The organism is Rhodobacter sp. P2_H5 (assembly GCF_056403335.1).
This window is the reverse complement of sequence record NZ_JBFUFS010000024.1, coordinates 1-25,153: the sequence shown is the minus strand read 5'-3', so window position 1 is coordinate 25,153 and position 25,153 is coordinate 1. Positions and strand designations below refer to the sequence as shown.

General features: G+C 66.2%; 23 protein-coding genes. 7 read left to right on the top strand and 16 right to left on the bottom strand.

Annotated elements, in window-relative coordinates; genetic code table 11:
• Nucleotides 1-90: 90 nt before the first annotated feature.
• From glmM to AC1DVR_RS21025, 8 genes are all read right to left on the bottom strand, one after another.
• Nucleotides 91-1,440: a phosphoglucosamine mutase gene (gene glmM, locus AC1DVR_RS21060; RefSeq protein ID WP_478002583.1), complete on the bottom strand. Its 1,350-nt coding sequence runs from the start codon at nucleotides 1,438-1,440 to the stop codon at nucleotides 91-93.
• Nucleotides 1,437-2,447 carry a dihydropteroate synthase gene (gene folP / locus AC1DVR_RS21055; RefSeq protein ID WP_478002582.1) on the bottom strand — a complete coding sequence of 337 codons (1,011 nt, stop codon included), beginning with the start codon at nucleotides 2,445-2,447 and terminating at the stop codon, nucleotides 1,437-1,439. The genes glmM and folP overlap by 4 nt, the downstream gene beginning before the upstream one ends.
• A 44-nt stretch (nucleotides 2,448-2,491) precedes the next feature.
• Entirely contained in the window at nucleotides 2,492-3,400 is a 909-nt protein-coding gene (locus AC1DVR_RS21050; protein ID WP_478002581.1) for a dihydroneopterin aldolase, read from the bottom strand.
• Between the two features lie 96 nt (nucleotides 3,401-3,496).
• Nucleotides 3,497-4,171: a cell wall hydrolase gene (locus AC1DVR_RS21045; RefSeq protein WP_478002580.1), complete on the bottom strand. Its 675-nt coding sequence runs from the start codon at nucleotides 4,169-4,171 to the stop codon at nucleotides 3,497-3,499.
• 198 nt (nucleotides 4,172-4,369) lie between these two features.
• Nucleotides 4,370-6,928 carry a putative PEP-binding protein gene (locus tag AC1DVR_RS21040; RefSeq protein WP_478002579.1) on the bottom strand — a complete coding sequence of 853 codons (2,559 nt, stop codon included), beginning with the start codon at nucleotides 6,926-6,928 and terminating at the stop codon, nucleotides 4,370-4,372.
• A 123-nt stretch (nucleotides 6,929-7,051) separates the two neighbouring features.
• Complete coding sequence (gene glyS / locus AC1DVR_RS21035; RefSeq protein ID WP_478002578.1) at nucleotides 7,052-9,406, bottom strand: glycine--tRNA ligase subunit beta; 2,355 nt, start codon at nucleotides 9,404-9,406, stop codon at nucleotides 7,052-7,054.
• The gene (locus AC1DVR_RS21030; protein WP_478002577.1) at nucleotides 9,407-9,895 is read right to left on the bottom strand and encodes a DUF6446 family protein; all 489 of its coding nucleotides are present in this window, start codon (nucleotides 9,893-9,895) and stop codon (nucleotides 9,407-9,409) included.
• The gene (locus AC1DVR_RS21025; protein WP_478002576.1) at nucleotides 9,892-10,833 is read right to left on the bottom strand and encodes a glycine--tRNA ligase subunit alpha; all 942 of its coding nucleotides are present in this window, start codon (nucleotides 10,831-10,833) and stop codon (nucleotides 9,892-9,894) included. Before AC1DVR_RS21025 ends, AC1DVR_RS21030 begins: the two co-directional genes overlap by 4 nt.
• A gap of 217 nt (nucleotides 10,834-11,050) precedes the next feature.
• Between AC1DVR_RS21025 and AC1DVR_RS21020 the strand changes: the two genes are divergently transcribed.
• On the top strand, nucleotides 11,051-12,862 hold the full coding sequence (locus tag AC1DVR_RS21020; protein ID WP_478002575.1) for a serine protease: 1,812 nt from the start codon (nucleotides 11,051-11,053) through the stop codon (nucleotides 12,860-12,862).
• 60 nt (nucleotides 12,863-12,922) lie between these two features.
• On the opposite strand, the gene AC1DVR_RS21015 is transcribed toward AC1DVR_RS21020, so the two are convergent.
• Together AC1DVR_RS21015 and AC1DVR_RS21010 are read right to left on the bottom strand one after the other, a co-directional pair.
• Nucleotides 12,923-13,516, bottom strand: a complete 594-nt coding sequence (locus AC1DVR_RS21015) for a cytochrome b/b6 domain-containing protein (RefSeq protein WP_478002574.1) — start codon at nucleotides 13,514-13,516, stop codon at nucleotides 12,923-12,925.
• On the bottom strand, nucleotides 13,494-13,802 hold the full coding sequence (locus AC1DVR_RS21010; protein ID WP_478002573.1) for a PepSY domain-containing protein: 309 nt from the start codon (nucleotides 13,800-13,802) through the stop codon (nucleotides 13,494-13,496). Before AC1DVR_RS21010 ends, AC1DVR_RS21015 begins: the two co-directional genes overlap by 23 nt.
• Nucleotides 13,803-14,192: 390 nt before the next feature.
• Between AC1DVR_RS21010 and AC1DVR_RS21005 the strand changes: the two genes are divergently transcribed.
• A complete protein-coding gene (locus AC1DVR_RS21005) occupies nucleotides 14,193-14,600 on the top strand; it encodes a hypothetical protein (protein WP_478002572.1) in 408 nt (135 codons plus the stop codon).
• A 195-nt stretch (nucleotides 14,601-14,795) separates the two neighbouring features.
• On the opposite strand, the gene ilvC is transcribed toward AC1DVR_RS21005, so the two are convergent.
• Nucleotides 14,796-15,818, bottom strand: coding sequence for a ketol-acid reductoisomerase (gene ilvC / locus AC1DVR_RS21000; protein WP_478002571.1), 1,023 nt, complete (start codon nucleotides 15,816-15,818; stop codon nucleotides 14,796-14,798).
• A 125-nt stretch (nucleotides 15,819-15,943) separates the two neighbouring features.
• On the opposite strand from ilvC, the gene AC1DVR_RS20995 reads away from it, so the two are divergent.
• The 3 genes from AC1DVR_RS20995 (at nucleotide 15,944) to AC1DVR_RS20985 (ending at nucleotide 18,072) form a co-directional block, all read left to right on the top strand.
• A complete protein-coding gene (locus tag AC1DVR_RS20995; RefSeq protein WP_478002570.1) occupies nucleotides 15,944-16,402 on the top strand; it encodes an Lrp/AsnC family transcriptional regulator in 459 nt (152 codons plus the stop codon).
• Complete coding sequence (locus AC1DVR_RS20990) at nucleotides 16,399-16,869, top strand: Lrp/AsnC family transcriptional regulator (RefSeq protein WP_478002569.1); 471 nt, start codon at nucleotides 16,399-16,401, stop codon at nucleotides 16,867-16,869. Before AC1DVR_RS20995 ends, AC1DVR_RS20990 begins: the two co-directional genes overlap by 4 nt.
• A 69-nt stretch (nucleotides 16,870-16,938) precedes the next feature.
• A complete protein-coding gene (locus tag AC1DVR_RS20985) occupies nucleotides 16,939-18,072 on the top strand; it encodes an aminotransferase class V-fold PLP-dependent enzyme (RefSeq protein WP_478002568.1) in 1,134 nt (377 codons plus the stop codon).
• Nucleotides 18,073-18,225: 153 nt separating this feature from the next.
• On the opposite strand, the gene AC1DVR_RS20980 is transcribed toward AC1DVR_RS20985, so the two are convergent.
• The 3 genes from AC1DVR_RS20980 to AC1DVR_RS20970 form a co-directional block, all read right to left on the bottom strand.
• Nucleotides 18,226-19,422: a UbiH/UbiF family hydroxylase gene (locus AC1DVR_RS20980; protein WP_478002567.1), complete on the bottom strand. Its 1,197-nt coding sequence runs from the start codon at nucleotides 19,420-19,422 to the stop codon at nucleotides 18,226-18,228.
• Between the two features lie 54 nt (nucleotides 19,423-19,476).
• A complete protein-coding gene (locus tag AC1DVR_RS20975; RefSeq protein ID WP_478002566.1) occupies nucleotides 19,477-19,695 on the bottom strand; it encodes a hypothetical protein in 219 nt (72 codons plus the stop codon).
• A 66-nt stretch (nucleotides 19,696-19,761) separates the two neighbouring features.
• Nucleotides 19,762-20,403 (bottom strand): pyrimidine 5'-nucleotidase, encoded by a 642-nt coding sequence (locus tag AC1DVR_RS20970; RefSeq protein WP_478002565.1) that lies wholly within the window; start codon nucleotides 20,401-20,403, stop codon nucleotides 19,762-19,764.
• Nucleotides 20,404-20,505: 102 nt separating this feature from the next.
• Here AC1DVR_RS20970 and AC1DVR_RS20965 point away from each other — a divergent pair, with 102 nt between their 5' ends.
• On the top strand, nucleotides 20,506-21,141 hold the full coding sequence (locus tag AC1DVR_RS20965; RefSeq protein ID WP_478002564.1) for a GntR family transcriptional regulator: 636 nt from the start codon (nucleotides 20,506-20,508) through the stop codon (nucleotides 21,139-21,141).
• A 3-nt stretch (nucleotides 21,142-21,144) separates the two neighbouring features.
• Here AC1DVR_RS20965 and AC1DVR_RS20960 read toward each other — a convergent pair whose 3' ends face one another.
• Together AC1DVR_RS20960 and carA are read right to left on the bottom strand one after the other, a co-directional pair.
• Entirely contained in the window at nucleotides 21,145-23,064 is a 1,920-nt protein-coding gene (locus tag AC1DVR_RS20960) for a glycosyltransferase (protein ID WP_478002563.1), read from the bottom strand.
• 178 nt (nucleotides 23,065-23,242) lie between these two features.
• Nucleotides 23,243-24,400, bottom strand: a complete 1,158-nt coding sequence (carA, locus tag AC1DVR_RS20955; protein WP_478002562.1) for a glutamine-hydrolyzing carbamoyl-phosphate synthase small subunit — start codon at nucleotides 24,398-24,400, stop codon at nucleotides 23,243-23,245.
• Nucleotides 24,401-24,586: 186 nt separating this feature from the next.
• Between carA and AC1DVR_RS20950 the strand changes: the two genes are divergently transcribed.
• Nucleotides 24,587-25,039 carry a GatB/YqeY domain-containing protein gene (locus AC1DVR_RS20950; protein ID WP_478002561.1) on the top strand — a complete coding sequence of 151 codons (453 nt, stop codon included), beginning with the start codon at nucleotides 24,587-24,589 and terminating at the stop codon, nucleotides 25,037-25,039.
• Nucleotides 25,040-25,153 lie beyond the last annotated feature (114 nt).

Sequence of the window (25,153 nt, the reverse complement as noted above, 5' to 3'; positions counted from 1 at the left end):
AAACCACAGGGGCGCAGTGTTACAGGCCATATCTTAACGGCGGGTTGAAACCGGCGGGAAATCCCCGCCGGATGGCGCAGCCTTCTGTCTTCAGACCGTGGCCGCGCCCTGCACAGCGAAGACGATCTCATCGACCACCTCGGCCAGCAGGCCCTGATCCTCGCATTCCGCCATGACGCGAATCAGCGGCTCGGTGCCGGATTTGCGGATCAGGATGCGGCCCTTGCCGGCGATCCGCGCTTCGTTCGCGGCAATCGTGGCCTGAACGGTGGCGGAATCCAGCGGCTTCATCCCCGAAGCGAAGCGGACATTCTTCAAAAGCTGCGGGACGGTTTCAAACTGGGTCACAAGGCGGCTGGCCGGCTGACCGGTGCGCGCCATCTCGGCCAGGAATTGCAGGCCCGCGATCAGGCCGTCGCCGGTCGTGGCATAATCGGTCATCACGATATGGCCCGATTGCTCGCCGCCAAGATTCCAGCCACCGCGCCGCATCGCCTCGACCACGTAGCGGTCGCCAACGGCGGTGCGTTCCAGATGCAGGCCGCGCGCGTCCAGAAAGCGTTCAAGGCCGAGGTTCGACATTACGGTGGCCACCAGCGTGCCGCCGTTCAGCCGGCCATCCTCGGCCCAGCGGGAGGCGAGCAGCGCCATGATCTGGTCGCCATCTGCCACGCGGCCGGTTTCGTCGATGATCATCACCCGGTCGGCATCGCCGTCGAGCGAGATCCCCATATGCGCGCCATGCGCCACCACGGCCTCGGCTGCGGTCTGGGTATAGGTCGAGCCGACCCGGTCGTTGATATTGGTGCCGTTGGGGGTGACGCCAACCGGGATCACCTCGGCGCCAAGTTCCCACAGGACCTCAGGCGCGGCGCGGTAGGCGGCGCCGTTGGCGCAGTCGATCACGACCTTCAGGCCCTCCAGCGTCAGGCCGGCGGGGAAGGTGGTTTTCACGAATTCCTGATAGCGGCCGCGGCCATCCTCGATCCTTTTGGCGCGGCCGATGTTTTCGGGCAGGGCGGGGGCGATCTCGCCCGCCACGATGGATTCAATCTCGGCTTCTGCCTCGTCCGACAGCTTGAACCCGTCAGGGCCGAAGAACTTGATGCCGTTGTCCTGATGCGGGTTGTGGCTGGCCGAGATCATCACGCCGACATCGGCCCGCATCGAGCGGGTGAGGAACCCCACCGCAGGTGTCGGCACCGGACCGAGCAGCAGCACGTTCATGCCGGTCGAGGTCAGCCCCGCCGTCAGCGCGTTTTCCAGCATGTAGCCCGACAGCCGCGTGTCCTTGCCGATCACCACCCGGTGCGCCGAGCCGCCATCGCGGCGGAAGTAACGCCCCGCTGCGGCGCCGAGTTTCAGGGCCATCTCGGCCGTCATCGGATAGGTGTTGGCGCGACCGCGCACCCCGTCGGTGCCGAAAAGCTTGCGGGTCATGCCGCACCTCCTGTGCTTGCGGCCTGCCAGAGCGACAGGGCCTGTCGTGTTTCGCTGACGTCATGGACGCGGATCATCTGGATGCCTTGCGCCACGCCCCACAAAGCCACGGCGAGCGAGCCGGGCATCCGGCGTGCGGCCTCGGCCTCGGCGCCGATGGTGCCGATGAAACGCTTGCGCGAGGCGCCGAGCAGGACCGGCAAGCCGAGGTTGTGGAACAGGCTCAAACGCTGGAGCAGAGCGAGGTTGTGGGTCAGGGTCTTGCCAAAGCCGATGCCGGGATCGACGGCGATGTTCTTGCGGGCGATGCCGGCGGCCTCGGCCTCGGCCACGCGGGCCTCCAAAGCGTCGTAGACGTCGAGGAGGACATCATCATAGCGCGGGTCCTGCTGCATCGTCTCCGGCGTGGCGATCGAATGCATCAGGATCACCGGCGCGCCGGCTTCGGCGACGACGGCGGCCATGTCGGGGTCGAATTTCAACGCGGTCACGTCATTGACCCAGGAGGCGCCGGCCTGAAGGGCGGCGCGGGCCACGGCGGCCTTGCGGGTGTCGATCGAGATGGGCAGGTCAAGCCCGCCTTCGCGCAGGGCTGCGATGACTGGCGCGGTGCGGGTGATTTCTTCCGCCACCGACACTTCGGCGGCACCGGGGCGGGTGCTTTCGCCGCCGATGTCGAGGATTTCCGCCCCCGCGGCCATCAGGCGGGCCTGCATCACCGCGGCCTCGGGGCGCAGAAACAGGCCGCCGTCCGAGAAGCTGTCGGGCGTCACGTTGAGGATGCCCATGATGCGCGGTTGGCCGAGGTTCAGGTTGCCGAAATCCGGGCGCAGCGTCGTCAGGCGGGCCAGCGCTTCGGCGGGAAGGGCGGAGGCGGCGAGGATGTGCGGCGCGGCCTTGCGGTCCAGCACCTCGACCCGGTCGAACCAGCAGGGGCCGCCGGCCAGCGTCAGGGCTTCCGGCGGGCGGGCGGGGTCACTCATCGCGATGGGGCGCAGGTATTTCATGGCGTTTGACTAGGCGCGAAGCGGGCAGGGGGCAAGGGCGCGCCTCAGGCCTGTTCGACCTTCACGCGGCTTCCTGCCGGGAGTGCAACAGATCCGTGAACGATCAGCCGCTCCGCCGCCATGGTTTCGGCGAGCCAGAGCGCCAGAACCATCGGATCGCGCGATTGCGGTCCGTCGGTCGCGTCCAGCACCATCTTGGAGGGCGCCCAGACCATCATCTGGCCGCGCTTGATCGCCCAGTCGATTTCGGTCCGGGTCTCCATCACCACGCAGCGCGGGTCGCGGGCGGCGAGGACCCAGGCGTTCTGCTCGATCGCCAGCAAATCGACCCTGCGCTGGGTCGGGCGGTGGCCGGTCTGCGGCTGCGCCACATCGGGCAGGCCCACGGTCAGGATCACCGGCAGGCCGGTGGCCGTCCAGCCGTCCAGCCGATGGGCAAGATCGGGGGCGGCAATCGTCGCATTGTCGAGAAAGACCACCAGCGGATGCAGTGCGGCTTCCTGGCCATCCTGGTTCATCACCTTCAAGGCGGCTTCGGCGCGCGAGCGGACGATCTCGACCCCAAGCTTGTAGGGGCCGATGTCGAGCTTTTCGATGCGGATGAAGACGCGCATCGCCTGCGGCTCGGCCAGAATGCGCTCGGCGACGCGTTCGGCCAGGGTCTCGAGCAGGTTCAGGCGTTCGGCGGCGAGCTCCTCGGCAATCGCCTCGGTCAGGCGGTCGTAGGACAGGATGCGGTCAACGTCGTCGTTCAGGGGCTGCGGCGCGGGGCGCACCTCGACCACGATGTTGAACAAGATGCGCTGGCGGTGGCCGCGTTCCTTCTGGAAGGCGCCGATGTCCACCTCGACCACATGGTCGCGCAGGGAGATGCGATCGCGCGGGTCGGCGCTGGCGCTGGCAAGACTGCGCTCTTCAGGATGGGCGAAGGCGAGGCGGATGTCTGAGGTCATGGTGCCCCCCCAAAAGTGAACAGGGCCAGACTAGCGCCTGACCCTGCCAATGCCTTGCCCGAAGCCGACCGCTTGTGCAAGCGGCGCGACGCGGGGTTACGAGGCCATCTTGTAGAAGAGGTGCCCGCCGATGGCCGCGGTTTCCACCACATTGCCCCAACCGGGGCGCGACCAGCGGGCGTGGAAGAAGGTGGCCCCCTGGGTCAGGGCGCGCGGGGCGCCGTCCATCATGGCGCGGGCGATGCGGCCGGCGCGGTCGGTGGCAACCGGATCGCGCAAGGTGTCGGCGATGCCGTCGCAGATGTAGGAGAAGGCGCAGGCCCCGCCGCCCGAGGAATGGACGACGCCACAGATGCTTTTCGGAAAGGCTGGCGCGTCAACCCGGTTCAGGATGACTTCGGCCACGGCGAACTGACCTGGCAGCGTCTCGCCGCGGGCTTCGAAATAGATGGCGCGACGCAGGCAATCCCATTCGCCATCGCCTTGCGGGGCGGGCAGGGTGGCAAGCCAGGCGTCGGTATAGTCGATGAGCACGGGCTTGGCGCCCTTGCCCCGTGGTGCGGCAACTTCAGGCCCTTTTGCCAAGGCGGCAAGGCGGGCTTCGGGCAAAGCATTGACGGTGTCATGCTCGGCCCCGAACAGCGAGGCGAATTGTGCCCCCATGAGCGTGGTCGGATCGTTGGACTGGCTCACCGTCACATCGGCGAAGGCCGCGCCCGTCAGGACGGTCATGGCCACGGTGGCCAGCGTCCGGCAGAGGTGCAAGCGCATTGTCTGGTGTTCCCGGTTGTTTCCCCAAAAGCCGCCTCCCGCTCCCTTTTCCGGGATGCAACAGACGACGGCTGACCGGGCTAAAGCGGAAAAAACCAGCGGTCTACCCGCGTGACAGAAATACAACGGAATCTGGGGGAATTTGCGCGGATTTCCGCCGAAACTCTTAAAGTTACACTTTAGCAACCTTTGCCAAATTCATGATATTGTGTCGAAATTCGAGTTATCCACACGATCGGCCAAGGCGAGATGTGCCGCCGCGAGGCGTGCCAGAGGCACCCGATAGGGCGAACAAGAGACATAATCGAAGCCCGCCTTGCGACAAAAGTCGATCGATTCGGGGTTGCCGCCATGCTCGCCGCAGATCGAAAGGACGAGGTTGGCGCGGGTGGCGCGACCGCGTTCCGCCCCGATCAAAAGCAGCTCTCCGACCCCGTCGACGTCGAGCGAATGGAACGGATCCTCGGGGAAAACGCCCTGGGCCACATAGGTCGACATGAAGCGCCCCGCGTCGTCGCGGCTCAGGCCATAGGTCATCTGGGTCAGGTCATTGGTGCCGAAAGACAGGAAGGTCGCGTGCTGGGCGATCTCGCCAGCGCGCAGGGCGGCACGTGGGGTTTCGACCATGACGCCGAGTTTGTACTGGAAATTCACCCCGGTTTTTACCCGCACCGCAGCGGCAATCGAGTCGATATGGGTCTTCACGAGCTCGACCTCGCGCCGGGCCGAGACGAGGGGGATCATGATTTCCGGCACCACGGTGGCGCCCTGTTTGCCGATCTCGACCGTCGCTTCAAAGATGGCGCGGGCCTGCATGTCGTAGATCTCGGGCAGGACGACGCCAAGGCGGACACCGCGCATCCCGAGCATCGGGTTGGCCTCGGACAGCGCCTCGGCGCGGCGGATCACCTCGGACAGCGGGCGGTCGAGCGCCTCGGCCAGTTCGCGCAAGCCCTCGCGGCTTTGCGGCAGGAATTCATGCAGCGGCGGGTCAAACAGGCGGATGCAGACCGGCAGGCCCTGCATGATCGAGAAGAGCTGCACGAAATCGGCGCGCTGCATCGGCAACAGGCGGGCGAGGGCGGCGGCGCGGTCCTGCGGTGTGTTGGCGAAGATCATCTCGCGCATGACGACCAGGCGGTCTTCGTCGAAGAACATGTGTTCGGTGCGGCAGAGGCCGATGCCCTGCGCCTCGAACCGGCGGGCGGTGGCGGCATCGGCGGGCGTGTCGGCATTGGCGCGCACGCCGATGTCGCGCACCGCATCGGCCCAGGACAGAAGCTTGCGGAAGGCCTCGTCCAGCGCTGCGGCCAGCATGACGGCGGAGCCTGCCAGAACCTCGCCCGTGGTGCCGTCCACCGTGATCTGATCGCCTTCGCCGAAGACGCGGCCATCGGGGGCGATGATCTTTTTCTCTTTTGAATCAAGCCTGAGGCCCGAGGCACCCACCACGCAAGGCACCCCGATGCCGCGCGCGATGACGGCGGCATGGCTGGTGGTGCCGCCGCGTTCGGTCAGGACCCCCACCGCTGAATGCATGCCGCGGATATCCTCGGGCTGGGTTTCGCGGCGACACAGGATGCAGGGCTCGCCGCGCGACTGGCTGGCTTGTGCTGCGGCGGAGGAAAACACGATCCGCCCGGTGGCAGCCCCCGGCGAGGCCGCAATCCCCTTGGCCACCACGTCGCGCGGGGCGCGCGGGTCGACCTGGGGGTGAAGAAGCTCGGTCAGGCTGCGCGGCTCGACCCGCAGGATCGCCTCGTCCCGCGTGATGATGCCGTCCTCGGCCATGGACACCGCAATGCGCAGGCCCGCGCGGGCCGAGCGGTGGACGCGCACCGCGTCGATGACCGACAGCCGGCCATCCTCGATGGTGAATTCGATCTGCATCTCCTCGCGCAGCTTGCTCCGGCAGGCGGTGCCATAGGCGAGGAGGCTGGCGAAAACCTTGGGCGACAGCTCCTCCAGCGAGGGGCCGCGCTTGTCGCGGGTCAGGTACAGCGCATCGGTTTCCTTCAGGGCGGCGCGGCCCTGGGCCTGGCCGAGGTAGCGCCCGGTGACCTGCGGCTGGCCGGTGACCGGATCGACGAACTGGATCACACCGGCGCCCGACAGACCCTGGCCGATGCCTTGCGCCATCTGCTGGACGACAAGGCCCAAGGCGGCCTCGGCCGGGGCGCCTTTCGCCTGGCGCAGCAGGCGGGCCGAGGTGCCTTCCCAGGCGCGCGACATCGAGCGCAGGACTTCGGTCAGCTGGCGGGCGGGGTCTTCGGGGAAGGGTTCGTCCATCTCGCGCTCATAGGTGCGCAAGGCCTCGCGGAGCGCCTCGGCGGTGTTGAGCCCGGCCTCGAACAGGTCAGGGTCGAGGCGCGCGACATGGGTGGCATAGGACTGGACAAAGCGCAGATAGATCGCGTCGGCGGCGGATTGGCCATGGGTGTCGCGCAGCAGGCGGTGGCGCGCGGCATTGAGGCCGACGTTGAGGATGGTGCCCGGCCCGCCCCAGTTCGGGTCCATCGGCGAGGGCCGCACCGAGACCAGCGGCATCGGCCCGAAATGCGCGAGGATGGCGGCGGTATCGACCGGCGTGCCCTGCGCTATGGCGCGGACGGTGCCCGAGGGCAGGGCGACCGTCTTGGGCACCGGCATCTCCAGCCGGACCAGACGCTGCAAACATTTCGCCCGCCAGCCATGCTGCGCGGTGCGGATCGCGGCGGTGGGCGTGATCTCGGCATATTCGATCGGGAAATTCTGCACTGCGGCGCCTTTCGTTTGCGCGTGCAGGATATACGTTGCGGGCCGTGGCGCAAGCGGAGAGGCCGGGGGAACTGCGCGTTCCCCCGGACCCCCTGCGGGATATTTGGGTCTGAATGAAGGAGGTCAGCCTTCGATCTTGGTCAGGTCGGCCACGCCGGAGCAGATGGTGCGGATCCGGTGCAAGAGGTTCAGCCGGTTGCGGCGGACGACCTGATTGTCGGTGTTAATCTGGGTCGCGTTGAGGAAAGCGTCGATGGGTGCGCGCAACGTGGCCATGGCGGCCATGGCCACGGCAAAGTCTTCTGCAGCCATAGCGGTGTTAATCAGGAGTTCGGCCTCGTCCAATGCAGCGAAAAGGACCCGCTCTTCCTCAGTCACAGCGTACTTCACATCTGCTCCGAAGGAATACTCGACGCCGTCTTCAGCTTCGGCCTCGTTCACTATTGCGATCGCCTTCTGGAAGGCGTCGCTGTCGCTATATCCCGATTTTGACATTGCTTGAATCCATAGGTTATTGGCGCGCTTGAAGCCTTGCAGGAGGTTCGGGCCGTCCTCGGTCTTGAGGAACGCCGCCAACGCCTCGGCCCGTTTGACGAGGAGGGTGAGGTCGTCATTGCCCGGCATGGCAAGGCAGGCGTCGATCAGGTCGTGGCGGATGCCCTGGTCTTTGAGGAAGACCTTGAGGCGGTCGTGGAAGAAGGAGAGGAGGTCGATAGTTCCATCCAACATTCTACGGAGGTTGTCAGACGTTTGCGTTTCCTTAGAAAGTTTAGATCGCTGATCTTCTAGCAATGCGTTTAGAGCGAAGCGCGCTGTCTCGAGTGAGAAGTGACCCTTGTCGTATGCGTTCATAACTTTTCTAGCTTCGGAAATTTCGTCTTTCTTCGCTTGAGACTCCAATCTTGCTTCGTCGAAGTCCTCTTCTTCCATGGAAAGAGAGTTTGCAAATGACCCTGCAATTATGTTTCCCAGAAGTACCCGCTTGCCAGAACTTACCACCAGCCGGATAACCCCGAGCGCAGCCCTGCGCAGGGCGAAGGGGTCCTTCGACCCCGTGGGTTTCTCGTCAATCGCCCAGAAGCCGGTCAGGGTGTCGATCTTGTCGGCCAAGGCCACGGCGACGCTCACCGGGTCGGAGGGGACGGTGTCGGTCGGGCCGAGGGGGGAATAGTGGTCGCGGGCGGCGTTGGCCACGGCATCGGGCAGGCCTGCGGCTTTGGCGTAGTACATGCCCATCAGACCTTGCAGCTCGGGGAACTCACCGACCATGGCGGAGCGGAGGTCGGCTTTGGCAACTTTCGCAGCTTGTTCTGCGAGGTCGGCGTCAGCGCCGACGAGGGGGGCGATTTCACGGGCCAGGGTCGCGATCCGCGCGATGCGGTCGGCCTGGGAGCCGAGCTTGTTGTGGAAAGTCACGGATTTGAGGCCGTCGAGCCATTCCTTCATCGGAGGAATCGTCGGCTCTTTCGCCACGCGCAAATCGTTTTCCCAGAAGAAGCGGGCATCGGAGAGGCGGGCGCTCAGCACCTTCTGGTTGCCTTTGAGGATGGTGGCGCCATGGTCCGCCGTCTCGGTATTGGCGACGGTGATGAAGCCCTCGATGCGGGCGGTTTTCGGGTTGCGCACCGAGAAGAACTTCTGGTGTTCCTTCATGGAAGTCTGCAGAACCTCGGGCGGCAGGTGCAGGAATTCCGCGCCGATCTTGCCCATCAGGGGCACCGGCCATTCGACGAGGCCGGCGATTTCGGACAGAAGGGCTTTGTCTTCAACCACTTCCCAGCCGGCGGCGAAGGCGAGGTTCTTGGCGTCTTGCCAGATATGGGCCTCGCGCTCGGCCGAGTCGAGCACGACATGGGCGCGTTTCAGCTTGACGACGTAATCGTCAAAGGAGGTGACGGCGAAGCGGCCGGGGGAGAGGAAGCGGTGGCCTGCGGTGGTGTTGGAGGCTTCGATGCCATCGACCGAGAGGGGGACCACGGCGGCGCCGGCCTCGTCGATCAGGAGGCAGAGGATCGAATGCAGCGGGCGGACCCAGCGCAATTGGCCGGCACCCCAGCGCATCGACTTCGGCCAGGGGAAAGCGCGGATCGTGGCTTCCAGCACTTCGGCCACGATGGCGGCGGCCTTGCGGCCGGGTTTTTCGATCACGGCGAAAAGGGTGATGCCGCCCTTTTTATCTTCGCGGCGTTCCAACTCATCCAGCGTCAGGCCGGTGGAGCGCAGGAAGCCTTCCAGCGCGGCAGGGGGCGCCTCGGCGCGCGGGCCCTTGCGTTCTTCGCGCACCGGGCGGCTTTCGGCGGTCAGCTCGTGCAGCGACAGGGTCAGGCGGCGCGGCGTCGAGAAGACGCCGGCGGAGGCATAGGTCAGGCCAGCCTCGACCAGGCCGTCGGTCACGAGTTTCTTGAAATCCTCACGGGCCTTCGCCTGCATGCGGGCCGGGATTTCCTCGGAGAAGAGTTCGATCAGAAGGTCAGGCATCTATGGCTCCACGCCGGGGGCGAGCTGGTTCCAGGCATAGGCCCGGCCATCGGGGAAAACGGCAACGACGCGGTCAACTTCGACATCGTTGGTGTTGGGGACGACATTGGTCTGGCTCAGGAAGGCCACAGCCTCACCCGTGACCAGAGCATCGGTGATCTTGCCGGCATCAAAGCAGGAAAACCACGCGGGCGCATTGAGCGGGGTCGGCGCTTCGTAGACCTTGTAGGTCTCGGTCAGGGTCGCAAGGCTGACTTCGGTGGTGAAGCAGGCGCGGAAGCGCAGGGGCGAAGAGGTGGCGTCGATGCCCTGCAGGTCATGCACCGGGATCGCCTCGGGCTGGGCCGAGGTGATGGGGGTCAGCACGATTTCGGAGCCGGGGGTGAAGGTGACCTTCTGGTAAAAGGCATATTCCTGCAGCCAGTAGCCGCCAATGCCTGCGATGGCCGCGATCAGCACGATGGAACCTGCGACGAGTTTGCCATTCACGCTGTAACCTCTGCGTCCTTGCCCGCCTCGGTCAGGCGGAAGGCGTCGGCGCATTTCTTGGCCAGCGCCCGGACGCGGCCGATATAGGCCTGGCGTTCGGTGACCGAGATCACGCCGCGCGCATCCAGCAGGTTGAAGAGGTGGCTGGCCTTGATGGTCTGGTCATAGGCCGGGTGGGCCATGATGATCCGCTTGCCGGTTTTCGGATCTTCGGGCGGGAAGTCCAGCAGGCGCTGGCATTCCGCCTCGGCATCCTCGAAATGGCGGAGCAGCATCTCGGTATTGGCGCCGTCGAAATTGTGACGGGAGTATTCTTCCTCGGTCTGGCGGAAGATGTCGCCATAGGTCAGCGCGATGGGCGCATCGGGGTCGTTGAAGGGCATGGTCATCACATGGTCGATGCCGAGGACATACATGGCCAGACGCTCCAACCCATAGGTCAGCTCGCCCGAGACCGGCTTGCAGTCGTGGCCGCCGACCTGCTGGAAATAGGTGAACTGCGACACTTCCATGCCGTCGCACCAGATCTCCCACCCCAGGCCCCAGGCGCCGAGGGTCGGGCTTTCCCAGTCATCCTCGACAAAGCGGATGTCGTGCAGGGCAGGGTCAAGGCCGATGGCGCGCAGCGAGCCGAGGTAAAGCTCCTGCAGGTTCGGGGGCGAGGGTTTGATGATGACCTGATACTGGTAGTAATGCTGCAAGCGGTTCGGGTTCTCGCCATAGCGGCCATCGGTCGGGCGGCGCGAGGGTTGCACATAGGCGGCAGCCCAGGGCTTGGTGCCCAAAGAACGCAGCGTGGTCGCCGGGTGGAAGGTGCCGGCGCCCACCTCCATGTCATAGGGCTGCAGAATGGCGCAACCCTGCATGGCCCAATAGGATTGCAGCCGCAGGATGATTTCCTGAAAGCTGCGCGGCGGGGTGGGGGCGGTTGCGGTCATTTCAGCCTCGGATCAATGCGCCTTCTCCATAGGCAAGGGCGGCGAAAGGGTCAATGCGAGGCTGGGGGTTTCGCGGCATTTGGGGGGTGCATCCGCGTCCGGCCATGCTAGAGTTCGGCAAAAAGCCGCCCCCGAGCCAAAGGGCCGTTCGAGGGGGCATGGAAAAAGGGTAGTTGCGACGATGCGGATTTGGCGGTTGGTCTTGGGCTTTTTGGCCATGATGATGGTGTCCCCTGCGATGGCGCAGGATCAGGCCTGGGTGCAGATCGAGGCGCAGCCGGATCTGGCGACGGCGATGACACGGGCGCGGGCCTATGCGGCGGTCTTCCCGCAGGTGCACGGCTTCAAGCTGGATTCGGGCTGGTATGGCATCGCGCTCGGGCCCTTCGGCTCGGATCAGGCGGTGGAACAGCTGCAGGGTCTGATGGCGCAGAACATGATCCCGGCGGACAGCTATATCTCGGACGGGGCCAGCTACCGGGAGCCGTTCTGGCCAGCCGCCGGCGACCAGACCGGGCTGATGGGGGAGAATTCCGACACAGCCCCGGTGACGACCCCGCCGGTGACGAGTGAGGCCATCCCGGACGCCACTTTGCCGGAAACGACCGCGCCCGAAGCAACTGTGCCCGAAGCAACTGTGCCCGATGCGACCGCGGCCGTCACGCCCGACGCTCCGGCCATGGGCCAGCCCGAGGAAACCCCGGCCGAGGCGCGTGCCGCGGAGGCCGCCCTGACCAATGGCGACAAGCAGGATCTGCAGACCGCGCTGAAATGGTACGGGTTCTATGCCGGCAAGGTCGACGGCAATATCGGCTCTGGCTCGCGTGCCTCGATGGCCAGCTGGCAAGAGGCCGAAGGGTTCGAGCCGACCGGCGTGCTGACCACCGCGCAGCGCAAACAACTGGTCGAAGGCTATCGCGGCGAGGAAGCCGGTTTCGGCTTCGAGACCCTGACCGATGCGGAATCCGGCATCGAGATCACCCTGCCGATGGCGATGCTGGCCTTCGACCGCTACACCCCGCCCTTCGCGCGCTATGCGGCCAAGAACGGCTCCGGCCTGACCGCGATGCTGATCTCCGAACCCGGCACCAAGGCGAGCCTCGCCGGGCTTTATAATGTGTTGCAAACGCTGGACATCATGCCGGCCGAGGGCGAGCGAAGCTTGGGCGACCGCTCCTTCACCATCCGTGGCCGCAATGACAAGATCGAGACGCTCGCCTATGCCGAGGTTTCGGGGGCCAATGTGAAGGGCTATGTGCTGTCGTGGAATCTGGCGCTGGCCGGCCAGATGCAGCGCGTCCTGCCGATGGTGCAGGGCGGCTTCCGCTCCAGCGGGGACAAGGCGCTGGACCCCGGGCTGGTGCCGCTGGAGGCTGCGGCCAAGCGCGGTCTGCTCGACGGGCTTTCGGTGAAGAAGGCCAAGCTCGCGCAGACCGGCTTCTTCGTCGACGGCAAGGGCTCGGTCCTGACGGCGGCGGCGGGGCTGGCGCAGTGCAAGACGATAACGCTCGACCACGGGGTCGAAGCCAAGGTCAGCTTCACCGACAAGGCCAGCGGTCTTGCGGTGCTGACGCCGCTGGTGCCGCTGGCGCCGGCGAGCTTCGCGGCCTTTGTCGCGGAGGCGCCCAAGGTCGGCGCACCTATATCGGTCTCGGGCTATTCCTACGGCGGGCGCCTGCCGGCCCCGGTGATGACGCGCGGCACCTTGGAAGAGGGTTCGGGCCTGAACGGCGAGGCGGGTCTGGTGCGGCTTTCGGTGCAGGCGCTGCCGGGCGATGCCGGCGGGCCGGTGCTGGACGCGAGCGGCGCGGTGGTGGGCATGCTTCTGCCCGCGGATGCGAGCGCGGCCAAGCAGTTGCCGGCAGGCGTGGCCTTTGCCGCAACGGCCTCGGCACTGGCGCGGGTGCTGGGCAACCCGGCCGGCCCGGCGCTGGCGCTGAACTCCGCCTATGTCGCGGGCAAAGCCTCGCCCGACGCCTTGAACGCCGGGGCGCGGGCGATGACCGTGCTGGTGTCCTGCTGGGAGTGACCGCCTGGGGCGGCCCCCCGTCCGAGATTGAAAAAGGGCGCCGGGCTGCGGCGCCCTTTTTTATGCGATATCATCGCTTTGCGGCGCGGACTTGCGCCCGGTGATCATGGCCCGCACCAGATTTTCATGGTGCCGGACCGAGGCCAGGGCCACACCGCAGAGATGGAGGCCGATCAGCCCCAGCATGGCATGGGCAATCCACCCATGCAGATTGGTCACCCAATCCTCGCCATACCAGGTGTCGGTGAACTGCATCCAGCCTGTGACAACCAACCCCAGCACGCCCGCCATCAGGGTCAGGACCATGGCCCCGCCTGCCGGGTTATGCCCGATGTAGCGCGCCTCATCGCCGCGCAAGATCGCGGCCAGATAGCGCAAGACCCCGCGCGGACCGCGCACGAAGCTGGCAAACCTGGCATACCGCGACCCGGCAAAGCCCCAGACCAGCCGCAGCAGGATCAAGCCGCCCGCTGCATAGCCCGTCCAGCTGTGCAGATCCTCGGCCCGGTTGGCGCTGAACCAGGCCAGGGCAAAGCCCGCGACCAGACTCCAGTGAAAAAGCCGCACGATCGGGTCCCAGACCCGCACCAGAGCTTTCGGGCGCGGGTCCGGGGCGTGGGGCGGCGCCAGCTCAGCCCTCGCCGGCTTCGGCATTTGCGACCGGCTCCAGCGTTTCGGCGTTGAAGCCGAGCGTGGTCTTCTTGCCCTTGGCATCCTTGGTATAGGCCTCGTAGCAGCCGTTCTCGGTCTTGATCTTCACCACCGACAGGCCCTTGGCCTTGAGCAGGGCCGTCAGATCGCTTTGCGGTTTGAAGGTCGCGGCGGCATGTTTGGAACAGGTGACGGCAGGCGTCGCCGCCGTATCTGCAAAGGCCGTATCTGCAAGGGCGGGAACGGCGAGGGTCAGGGCGAGGGCTGCGCGGGAAAGCTTGGTGAACATGGAGGTCTCCGGGTGTTCAGGGTCAGGGTCTCGCAAGGCAAGGGCAGAAGCTGTGCCGCTTGCCTGGCCCGTCCTGAGCCGCGAAACTGACACCCGCCTGAATGACGCATGCGCGCTGAACACGATGCGGTGATCGGGCCGGCAGGCGGCACCATGCCCTGCGTCCGAAGTGCAAGCGGGCAAGGTTCTGTGGAGGGCGGAGGAGTATCTGCCGCGGGCGTCGGGCGGGGGTGACGCGGGCGCGATCCTCACGGTGTTGCCCATCGGCGAAATGGCGCTTCCCCATCGGCGCGTTTGGGCAAATGCCTGACCGCGCCGGATTTTCTCGCTTGTCGGAAGCGGCAGCCAAGGGCTACGATTGCGCCAATCCATTTTGAGAGGAGTTTCCCAATGTCCCTTGTGAAGGCCGCGCTTGCCCTTGCAACCGCCTTTTCCCTTGCCACGCCGGCTTTGGCCGATCCGACCATCGGGGTTGGCCTGTCCTATTCCTTTGGCGCGGGCAAACCGCAGACCGGCTTTGGCGTCCGCCTGTTCTCGGACAACCAGCGCAACAAGTTCGCCGGCAGCCTTGGCGCAGATTATGTGATGGAAAGCCGGATGTGGCGCGGCACGGTGGGCGCCGCCTATCTGGCGCATGGCGCCTATGTCGGGCTGGACCTCGGCTATGGCCTCGGCGGCGGCGGGATCGACTGGGGTGTCAGCGGCGGTGCCGTCAACAGCCGGAAACACGAGACCGCCAGCGGTGGCGGCGGTGGTGGTGGCGGCGGCTGCGAGGGCGAAGGCTGCGGCGAGCAGTGACCGGGCCCGCGCGCCTTACGGCAGCACAAGCAGGATGAACACGGCCTGACGCCCGCCATCGGCGGGCGTTTTGGTGTGCCCTCCTCAGGTAAAGCCACCAGACCGCATGAGAAAAGGCCGGATCGCAAGATCCGGCCTTGAAGTGCAACCTGTCCGGTAGGATGGGCAATGCTGCCCATCTTCCGGATCGCGGCCTCAGTTGCGGGCGCGGTCGACCATCTTGCCCTTGGAGATCCAGGGCATCATCGCGCGCAGCTTTTCACCGACCTTTTCGATCTGGTGTTCGTCATTGCGGCGACGGGTGGCCTTGAAGAAGGGCTGACCCACGGTGTTTTCCTGCATGAAGTCCGAAACGAACTTGCCGGTCTGGATGTCCGTCAGGACCTCTTTCATCCGGGCCTTGGTCTCGGCATAGGGCAGGATCCGCGGGCCGGAGACATATTCGCCATACTCGGCCGTGTTCGAGATCGAGTAGTTCATGTTGGCGATGCCGCCTTCGTAGATCAGGTCCACGATCAGCTTCACTTCGTGCAGGCATTCGAAATAGGCCATTTCCGGCTCGTAGCCCGCTTCGACCAGGGTTTCAAAGCCCATGCGGATCAGTTCGACCAGACCGCCGCAGAGCACGGCTTGCTCGCCAAACAGGTCGGTTTCGCATTCCTGACGGAAGTTGGTCTCGATGATGCCCGAACGGCCGCCACCGATGCCCGAGCAATAGGACAGGCCCAGCTCCATCGCCTTGCCCGAGGCGTCCTGGTGGACGGCCACGAGGCAGGGCACGCCGCCGCCCTTGACATATTCGCCGCGCACGGTGTGGCCCGGGCCCTTGGGCGCCATCATGATGACGTCGACGCCGGGCTTCGGCTCGATCAGGCCGAAGTGGATGTTCAGACCGTGAGCGAAAGCGATCGCCGCGCCGTCACGGATGTTGTCATGGACGTATTTCTTGTAGGTGTCGGCCTGCAGTTCGTCGGGCATGGTGAACATGATCAGGTCGGCCCAGGCGGCCGCCGCTGCGATATCCATGACCTTCAGACCCTCGCCTTCGGCCTTCTTGGCCGAGGCCGAGCCGGGACGCAGCGCGATGACCAGGTTCTTGGCGCCTGAGTCGCGCAGGTTCAGCGCATGGGCGTGGCCTTGGGACCCGTAGCCGAGGATGGCGACCTTCTTATCCTTGATCAGGTTGATGTCGCAGTCACGATCATAATAGACGCGCATTTGGCGTTCTCCTTCTTTGATGGGCGCAGCATAGGGAGATTCTCGCGGTTTCCCGTGCATTGTTTGACGCCAGACGATTTTTCTGCGAAAAATCATGCGCCATTTCCTGATATGTCGGAAAAACCATGCCGCTTGACGAAACCGACCGCCGGATCTTGCGGCACTATCTGTCCGAGCCGGACCTGGCCCGGGCCGAGCTTGCCGCCCGCGCCGGGGTGACGCAGGCCACGCTGTGGCGCCGGCTGGAGCGGCTGGCGGAGGGCGGGGTGATCAAGGGTCTTCATGCGGTGATCGACTGGCGGCATCTGGGCTATGAGGTTGAGGTCTCCCTCCGCTTCACCCTCGACAAGACCAATCCGCGCGCCTTTGACGAGTTCATCGCCGCTGCGAGGAACGTGCCGGAAGTCATTGGAATCGAAACCTTTCTGGGCCGGGTCGATGTGCGTCTGAACGTCATTGCCCGCGACATGGGCCATTATCAGGAGGTCTACCGGACCCGCATCCTCGCCCTGCCGCATATCGCGGAGCTGGAGGCTTTGATGCTGATCTCGACCATCAAGGATGGCGAAGGGGTGCCGCTGTGAGCGCACCGCAGATCGACCTCGATGACTTGGACCGTGCCATGTTGCGGGCTCTGGCGCTGGACGGTGCGCTTTCGGCGGGCGAGTTGGGCCGCAGGCTCGGCCTGTCGCAGCCAGCCGCCTGGCGCCGGCAGAAGCGGCTGGAGGAGGCGGGGATTCTGAAAGGCACGCGGGTCGCGGTGGACAGGGCGGCGCTTGGCTTTGGCGTGACCGTCTTCCTTGGGGTGAAGCTGGCCACCAAGGGTCTGGTGTCGCTGGATGATTTCGAACGCGCGGTCACCGCCATCCCCGAGGTGCAGGTGGTCCAGCACGTCCTTGGCCTGTTTGACTACCGCCTGCGCGTGGTCGCCCGCGACATCGCCGATTTCGAACGCGTCTTGCGGCGGCGGATCATGACCCTGCCGGGGGTGGGTGGGGTCGAAGCCAATGTGCTTCTGACCGAAGAGCGCCGTTCTGGCCCGATCGGGTGAAATCTGCGGCAAGCGGTACACAAGGCGAAAATCCTGCGCTAGTCTGCCGGCAGCACAAGGGAGACTCCGATGAAACTGCCGCATGATACCGTCGATCCGAATGGCCTGCAGGAATTCTCGGTGGTCTTCACCGACCGGTCGCTCAACCATATGTCGCAGCGGTTCCAGACGGTGATGCGCGATGTCTCGGCCCTCCTGAAAGAGGTCTACAAGGGCACGGCGGTGGCTTTGGTCCCCGGCGGCGGCACCTATGCGATGGAATCGGTCGCCCGGCAGTTCGGCCAGGGCAAGGTGCTGATCGTGCGCAACGGCTTCTTCTCCTTCCGCTGGTCGCAGATCTTCGAGGCGGGCGGCTTTGCCGCCGAGACCCATGTCGTCATGGCCCGCCGTTCCGGCAACGAGCCCCGCGCCCCCTTCGCCCCGCCGCCGATCGAGGAGGTGGTGGCCAAGATCCGTGAGACCCGCCCCGAAGCGGTCTTCGCCCCGCATGTCGAGACCTCCTCGGGCATCATCCTGCCGGATGGCTATGTGACGGCGCTGGCGGCTGCGGCACATGAGGTGGGCGCGCTGATGGTGCTCGACTGCATCGCCAGCGGCTGCGTCTGGGTCGATATGGAGGCGACCGGGGTCGATGTGCTGATCTCGGCCCCGCAGAAGGGCTGGTCGGCCTCGCCTGCCGCCGGCATCGTGGTGATGGGTCCGCGGGCAGAAGCGCGGCTGGCTGAAACCAATACCAACTCCTTCGCGCTGGATCTGAAGAAATGGCGCAGCATCATGCAGGCCTATGAGGGCGGCGGTCACGCCTATCACGCCACGATGCCCACCGATGCCATCCTCGGCATGCGCGATGCGATGCTGGAGACGAAAGCCATGGGGTTCGACGCCGCCAAGGCCAAGCAATGGGAGCTCGGCGGCGAGGTACGCTGCCTGCTCGCCGGCCTTGGGCTCGCCTCGGTGGCGGCGCCGGGCTTCGAGGCGCCGGGCGTGGTGGTCAGCTACACCGAAGACCCCGAGATCCAGAACGGCGCCAAATTCCGCAACGCCGGCTACCAGATCGCCGCCGGCGTGCCGCTGCAAGTGGGCGAGGGGGCAGAGTTCCGCACCTTCCGGCTTGGCCTCTTCGGCCTAGACAAGCTCAAGGATGTGCCCGCCACGCTCGCCCGCCTGACTGCTGGGCTGGAGGCCGCGCTGCCGCCGAAATAGGCCAGACGGGCAGCGTCGCGCCTGTGCCAAGCCGCGAACGCTCCGCGGGGAGTATTTGAACAGAGGGCAAATAGCCCCCGCACCCCCTTTTGCGATTTGCCCAAATACTCCCGCCGGAGGCCCCGGCCGATCGGGGGCGCAAAGACGAAAGGATCAGCGCAGCCCCAGGCCCGCCCGCATCAGCCCGCGGCGGACCGGGGCAAAGCCGTGCAGCGCGTTTAGCCCCAGGGCGCGCAGGTTGCGCAAGAGCGGCGCTTCGGCCATCGAGGCGCGGTTGAGGGCGTCGATGCCGAGGACCCGGGCCGTCACTTCGCCGTGGCGGCGGTGGTGGTAGGCCTGCAGCATCGCGGCATCGCCGAGCCTTTCGGGCGATGCGCGTGCCAGGTCGAGGAGGGTGGCAAGGTCGGAGAGGCTCATGTTCAGCCCCTGCGCGCCGATGGGCGGGACAACATGGGCGGCCTCGGCCATCAGGGCCAGCCTTTCGCCGGCCATCCGCCCGGCCAGTTGCGAGATGATCGGCCAGACCATGCGCGGCGAAGCCAGGGTCAAGGGCCCGAGGATCTGGCAGGAGCGGGCGTCGATCTCGGCCTCGAAAGCCGCAACCGGCAGGGTGGCCAGGCGCTGCGCCTCGGCGCCATGCTCCATCCAGACCACGGCGGAGGCGGGCATGCCGTTCAGGTCGGGCAAGGGCACCAGGGTGAAGGGGCCGCCGGAACGGTGCACCTCGGTCGAGATGTTCTGATGCGGGATCTTGTGGGTGACGGCGAAGGTCACGGCCTTTTGGCCATAACGGAAGGTGCGCACCGGGATGCCGGCCGCCGTCCGCATCGTGGAATTGCGCCCATCGGCAGCGATGACGAGCCGCGCCTCGACCTGGGTCTGGTCCGACAGGGTGACGATGGCGCTGTCCTGCCGGGTCAGAAGCGTGGTGGTGGCCACGCCGGGCCGGAAGGTCACATGGGGCAATTCGGCCAGCCGGGCCAGCATCTCGCGCCGCAACAGCCAGTTGGGCAGGTTCCAGCCAAAGGGCTGGTCGGAAAGCTCGCTCGCGTCGAAGTCCTTGATCTGGCGCGGTTCCGCCTCGGACCCGCCGGCATCGACGATGCGCATGATCTGCAGGGCCGCCGCCTGCGGTCGCAGCCGGTCCCAAAGCCCTGCCGCCCCCAGCACCGCCAGCGAGGGGGTCAGGAAGGCCGTGGTGCGCAGATCTGCGCCGGGGGCGGCGGCCTCGGTCACCGGGGCGGTCGGCTCGACGCAGAGCACGGAAAACCCGGCGCTGCCGAAGGCCGCCGCGGCGGTCAGCCCGGCGACCCCGCCGCCAGAGATCAGGATATCGGTCGAAATGCGCATGTCAGCCTCCGTTGCCGCCAAATGTAGGCCGGTCGGCGGCGAAAGCGAAGGGGCTTAGTGCCCCGCCACCGCGACGATCATCACCAGCATCCCCGCCGCCAGCACAAGGCCGGTCAGACCCAGGACCACCGGGCCGAAGGTCACGATGGCCGCCACCAGCGCCACCAGCGCCACGAGGATCAGCGCCACGAGCGGGAAATACCGGCTCGTCACCAGGCGGGCGATCGGGGTGACCAGGGGAAACTGCTGATAGGCAACGGAAGAGTTTGACATGGGATGCTCCTTTTCCCTGCTCTTAGCGCAGGCCCTGAACAAAAGCAGCGGGGCGCGGTGTCGCAGTCAGATGATTTGCGCGAGGAAGCCCGCAAGGTCATCGGTATGGTGGTGGATGTGGCGCGAATTGAGCGGTTTGGGTGCCACATGGACCGTGCGCATCCCCATCTCATGCGGGGCGGCGAGGTTGCGGGCGTCATCCTCGAACATGGCGGCGCGGGTGGCATCGACCCCGTCGGCGGCAAAGATCGCCTCGAAGGCGCCGCGCTCGGGCTTGGGCAGGAAGCCTGCGTTTTCAATGCCATAGACCGCGTCGAACAAGCCCGAAAGTCCGCGTGCCGCCAGCACCTTTTCGGCATAGGGCACGCAGGCGTTGGTATAGATGATCCGGCGGCCCGGCAGGTTCCCAATCGCTTCGGCCAGAGCGGGGTCCTTGGGCAGAAGGGTGAAGTCGATGTCGTGGACCTCGCTCAGATAGGGGGCGGGGTCGGCGCCGTGTTCGCGCATCAGGCCCGCGAGCGTGGTGCCATAGGTCTCCCAATAATGCTGGCGCAGGCGGTTGGCCTCGGTCTGGCCGACGCCCAGTTCGCGCATCACCCAGGCGGTCATCCGGACCTCGATCTGGTCGAAGAGCCGGTACTGCGGCGGGTAGAGCGTGTTGTCGAGGTCGAAGACCCAGGTCGAGACATGTGAGAAATGGTGGCGCATGACTTAACTTAGCGGCGCCGGGGCCCGGCGTCCATGGGGTTGGGCATGGGTTGATAGGGCAGGCTTGCGGCGTTAGGGTTCGCGGCGACAGAGGGGAATACCATGGCCAAGGACGCCTACACGCTGATCCTGGAAGCGATCGAGAGCGCGGTTTACAAACCCGGCGACCGGCTGGTGGAATCGGAGCTGGCCGAACGCTTCGGCGTCAGCCGCACCCCGGTGCGCGAGGCTTTGCAGCGGCTGGAAACCCAGGCCATGCTGACCCGCGACGGGCGCAGCCTGATCGTGGCCTCGCTCGACCACAACCAGCTGTCGGAGCTTTACGCGGTCCGCACCGAGCTTGAGGGCCTGGCCGCCCGCCTTGCCGCCCGTCATGCCACCGAGGAAGAGATCCGCGTCCTGCGCTCGATGGTGGAGGAGGACAAGACGCTGCTCGGCGGTGACCCCGGCGCCTTGTCGCGTGCCAACAAGCGGTTTCACAAGCAGATCCACCTGGCGAGCCACAACCGCTTTCTGGTCCAGCAGCTGGATCTCGTCCACCGTTCGATGGCGCTGATGACCAACACCTCCTTTGCCGCCGAGGGCCGCGACGGGCCGGCCCTGGCCGAACATGAAAAGATCGTCGCCGCCATCGCCGCCCGCGATGGCGACGCGGCTTATGCGGCGCTGAAGGCCCATATCTCCAAGGCCTACGAGACCCGCCTGCGCGTCGAGGCCGGAGAGTTGCGCATCCGCTGAGGCCTAGTGAAAGGCGCCGTGGGTGGTCTTGTCCCAGTAAAACGGCTTGTGCAGCATCTCCCAGGCGGCCTTGTAGGCGGCAAAGACCAGAAGCGGGAAGTAGAGCGTCATGGTCGGCACCCAGAGCAGGCTGAGACTTTGGCCCGAGCGTTTCAATCCGAGGCTGCCGACCGCCAGGTTCAGAACCTCGCAGAACATGAAGGCCGCGGTCAGCGCGATCAGCAGGTGCGGTGCGATCATCGCGGACAGCGGATGGCCGAGGCCGAGGAAGAAGGCCCAGAATGACCAGAGCAGCGGCGCGAACAAAGCCTGGCTCAGGCTCGCCAGAAACAGGATCTGAAAGCCCGCGAAAGCCTTGAACCCCAGATCGCGGTACAGCTGGCCCGGGTCGCGCATATGGGTGAGATAGGTCATCATATAGCCCTTGATCCAGCGCGAGCGCTGCTTGACCCAGGGCACGCCGTAGCAATTGGCCTCTTCCAGCGTGGTCGAGGGTAGCATCTCGGTCCGATAGCCGTGGCGGGCGAGGCGCATCCCCAGATCGGCGTCTTCGGTGACGTTATAGGCGTCCCAGCCGCCAAGCTCCTCCAGCACGTCGCGGCGGAAGAACAGGGTGGTGCCGCCCAAGGGCAGGGGGATGCCCATCCGCTCCAGCCCCGGCATGACGACGCGGAACCAGCCAGCGTATTCGATGGTGAAACAGCGGGCGAGCCAGGTCTTGGTCGGGTTGTAGAAGTCGAGAACACCCTGCAGGCAGGCGACCTCGCGGCCGCGTTGGGCAAAGCGGGCCACGACCTTGCGGATCTGCTGCGGGTCGGGGGCATCCTCGGCGTCATAGACCCCGACGATGCTGCCCCGGCATTGCGTCAGGCCGAAGTTCAGGGCGCGCGGCTTGGTCTTGACCCGTCCGGCCGGCACCACGACCAGCCGCATCCATTCCGGCAGATCGGCCGCAGCCAAGGCCTTGCGGGTCAGGTGATCCTCCTCCTCGACCACCAGAACCACGTCCAGCAGCGTGCGCGGATAGTCGAGCTTGCCCAACCGCTTGACCAGCCGCGCCGCGATATCGCTTTCGCGGTACAGCGCCACCATGACCGACACCACCGGCAGCCGCGCCAGCAGCGCCGGGTTGGCAGGTTCGGGCAGAGGCCGGCGGAGCGAGGCCACGAAGGCTGTGGTCTTCATCGCCGTTGAACAGACGAGCGTGAAGACCGCCCAGATGGTCAGGACCGCGAGGATCGGGCGCAGCGCCAAAAGGCTGAGGCAACCGGCGAAGATCATCAGCCGCAGCGTGGTCAGGCTGGCCTTGCGGTAGGTCCGGCAACTTTCCGGCTCGGCCACCATGGTCTCTGCCGTGCGCGCCATCGCAAAGCCGCGCGCGGCGAGGATCGCGCGCTCGATCGCGGCCGGGGGGGCGAGGGCGGGGAGCACCGGCCCAAGCCGCGCCTCCAGCCGGGTCTTGTGGCGCAGGAAGGCCTTTGGGTCCGCGGCGGCCACCAGCGTCGCGTGACCAAGGTGGCGCAGTGGCAGGATCCGTTCGGCCAGACAGAAGGCGGGATCAAGCAGGTCGATCAGCCTGGGGTCGGCGCTGGCCGACAGATCCGCCGGGCTGATCCCGGTCTGGCGGTGCAGGGCGGCATAGAGTGCGGTTTCCCCAACCAGGCCATGATCGAGCAGCAGGTCGGCCAAAGGGCTAGCCGGCCGCGCAGAATGGCGGGCAAGGGCTTGCAGCAGCAGATGCGGGGCGATCACCCCCTCTTGCAGCAGGCGGATGGCCAGGCGCTGGTCCTCCGGCGGCAGGGCGGGCTTTGGCAGCGCCTGCGGTCCGGGCCGGAAGGGCCGCAGCACGCGTTCGCCGGGGGCCGCAGCCTCGGCCATCCGGCGATCCCGCCAAAGCTCGACGTTGTTCGAGACAGCCGTCATCCTGCCACTGGGCCCCTGCCAAGCCGGCCCGGTTTGGGCCATTCCGGCAGGATCGGCAGCAAAGAGTTAATTCGGGATTAACGCAGCCAGTAAAATGCGGCTCGATTTGGGCATTTCGACTTTTGACCCACGAAACCGGGGCAGGGCGGCACCAGGCCCGCCGTGCCCCGGGTGCCTCTCAGGCGGCGCGGCGCGCGCGCATGGCGGCGGCGAATCGCTCGAAGAGGTAGTAGCTGTCCTGCGGGCCCGGCGAGGCCTCGGGGTGGTATTGCACCGAGAAGACCGGCTTGCCGTCCACGGCGATGCCGCAGTTGGAGCCGTCAAACAGGCTGACATGGGTTTCCGACACACCCTTGGGCAGGGTCTGGCTGTCGACCGTGAAGCCGTGGTTCATCGAGGTGATCTCGACCTTGCCGGTGGTCAGGTCCTTGACCGGATGGTTGGCGCCGTGGTGGCCGTGGTTCATCTTGACGGTGGTGGCGCCCAGAGCCAGCGCCAGCATCTGGTGACCGAGGCAGATGCCGAAGAGCGGCAGGTCGGCTTGCAGCACGCCCTGGATCATCGGCACGGCATAGGTGCCGGTCGCGGCCGGATCCCCGGGGCCGTTCGACAGGAAGACGCCCTCGGGGTTCAGGGCCAGCACATCCTCGGCGGTGGCCGAGGCGGGCAGCACGGTGACCTCGCAGCCGGCCGAGGCGAGGCAGCGCAGGATGTTGCGCTTGGCGCCGTAGTCGATGGCGACGACGCGCAGGCCCGCGCCCTCGCGCTTGGTGTAACCCTCGGGCCAGGCCCAGGTTTTCTCGTCCCAGCGGTAGGATTGCGCGCAGGAGACATCCTTGGCGAGGTCAAGCCCGACGAGGCCCTTCCAGGCCCGCGCCTTGGCGACCAAAGCGCCGATGTCAAAGACGCCGTCCGGGTTGTGGGCCAGCGCCACATGCGGCGCGCCCTGCTGGCGGATCGCACGGGTCAGACGACGGGTGTCGAGCCCGCCGATGCCGATGCGGCCCTTGGCCTTCATCCAGTCGAAGAGGTCTCCGGTGGCGCGCCAGTTCGACGGCTCGGTCGGGTCCCATTTCACCACCATGCCGGCGGCAACCGGCTCGCCCGTTTCGTCATCCTCGGTGGTGGTGCCGGTGTTGCCGATATGGGGGAAGGTGAAGGTGACGACCTGGCCGGCATAGGAGGGATCGGTCATGATTTCCTGATAGCCGGTCATCGCGGTGTTGAAGACCAGCTCGGCCACCGTCTCGCCCGTGGCGCCGAAACCGCGCCCGAAGAACAGCGTTCCGTCGGCCAGTGCGATGCAGGCGGTGGGCTTTTCTTGTGCTGTGGACATGGGGCGACTCTCTCGGCTTTGGGGCGGCGTCAAACGGGCGGAACCTAAGGGTTGGGGGGGGCGGGGTCAAGGTGGTGGCCCAATAACAATATCTTGGGATATCAATCGCTTGATTTTTGGCCGCAGAGTTGCATGGCGGGCAGGGCCCCTCTATGCTGGACTTCACACAAAAACAGGGGGCAGGCGATGACGCTGCGCGAGCAATTGATGGCGGAAATCAAGGAGGCGATGAAGGCCAAGGCGGCCGATCGCCTCTCGGCCCTGCGCCTGATGCTGAACGGTTTCAAGGAGCGCGAGATCGCCCTGCGCGCCGATGGGGTCGAGATCAGCGCCGCCGACGAGCTGGCGATCCTGGCCAAGATGGTCAAGCAGCGCCAGGAGTCGGTGAAGGTCTATCTGGAAGGCGCGCGCCAGGATCTGGCCGACAAGGAATTGGCCGAGATCCGCGTGATCGAGGAATTCCTGCCCAAGCAATTGACTGCGGCCGAGGTCGAAGCTGCCGTCGCCGCCGCCGTGGCCGAGGTCGGCGCCACCTCGGTCAAGGACATGGGCAAGGTCATGGGGCTGCTCAAGACCAAATACACCGGCAGCATGGATTTCGGCGCGGTCGGCGCCCTGATCAAGGCCCGCCTCGCCTGAGAGAGCAGGCCGAGGTTGCGGACGCGGCCCAAAGCGCCGCGGGCCCTGCTCCCGCCCACCCACCCCGCAGGACCCGCGGCGCCCCCAGCGTGGCGCCCCTTTTTCCCTTCATCC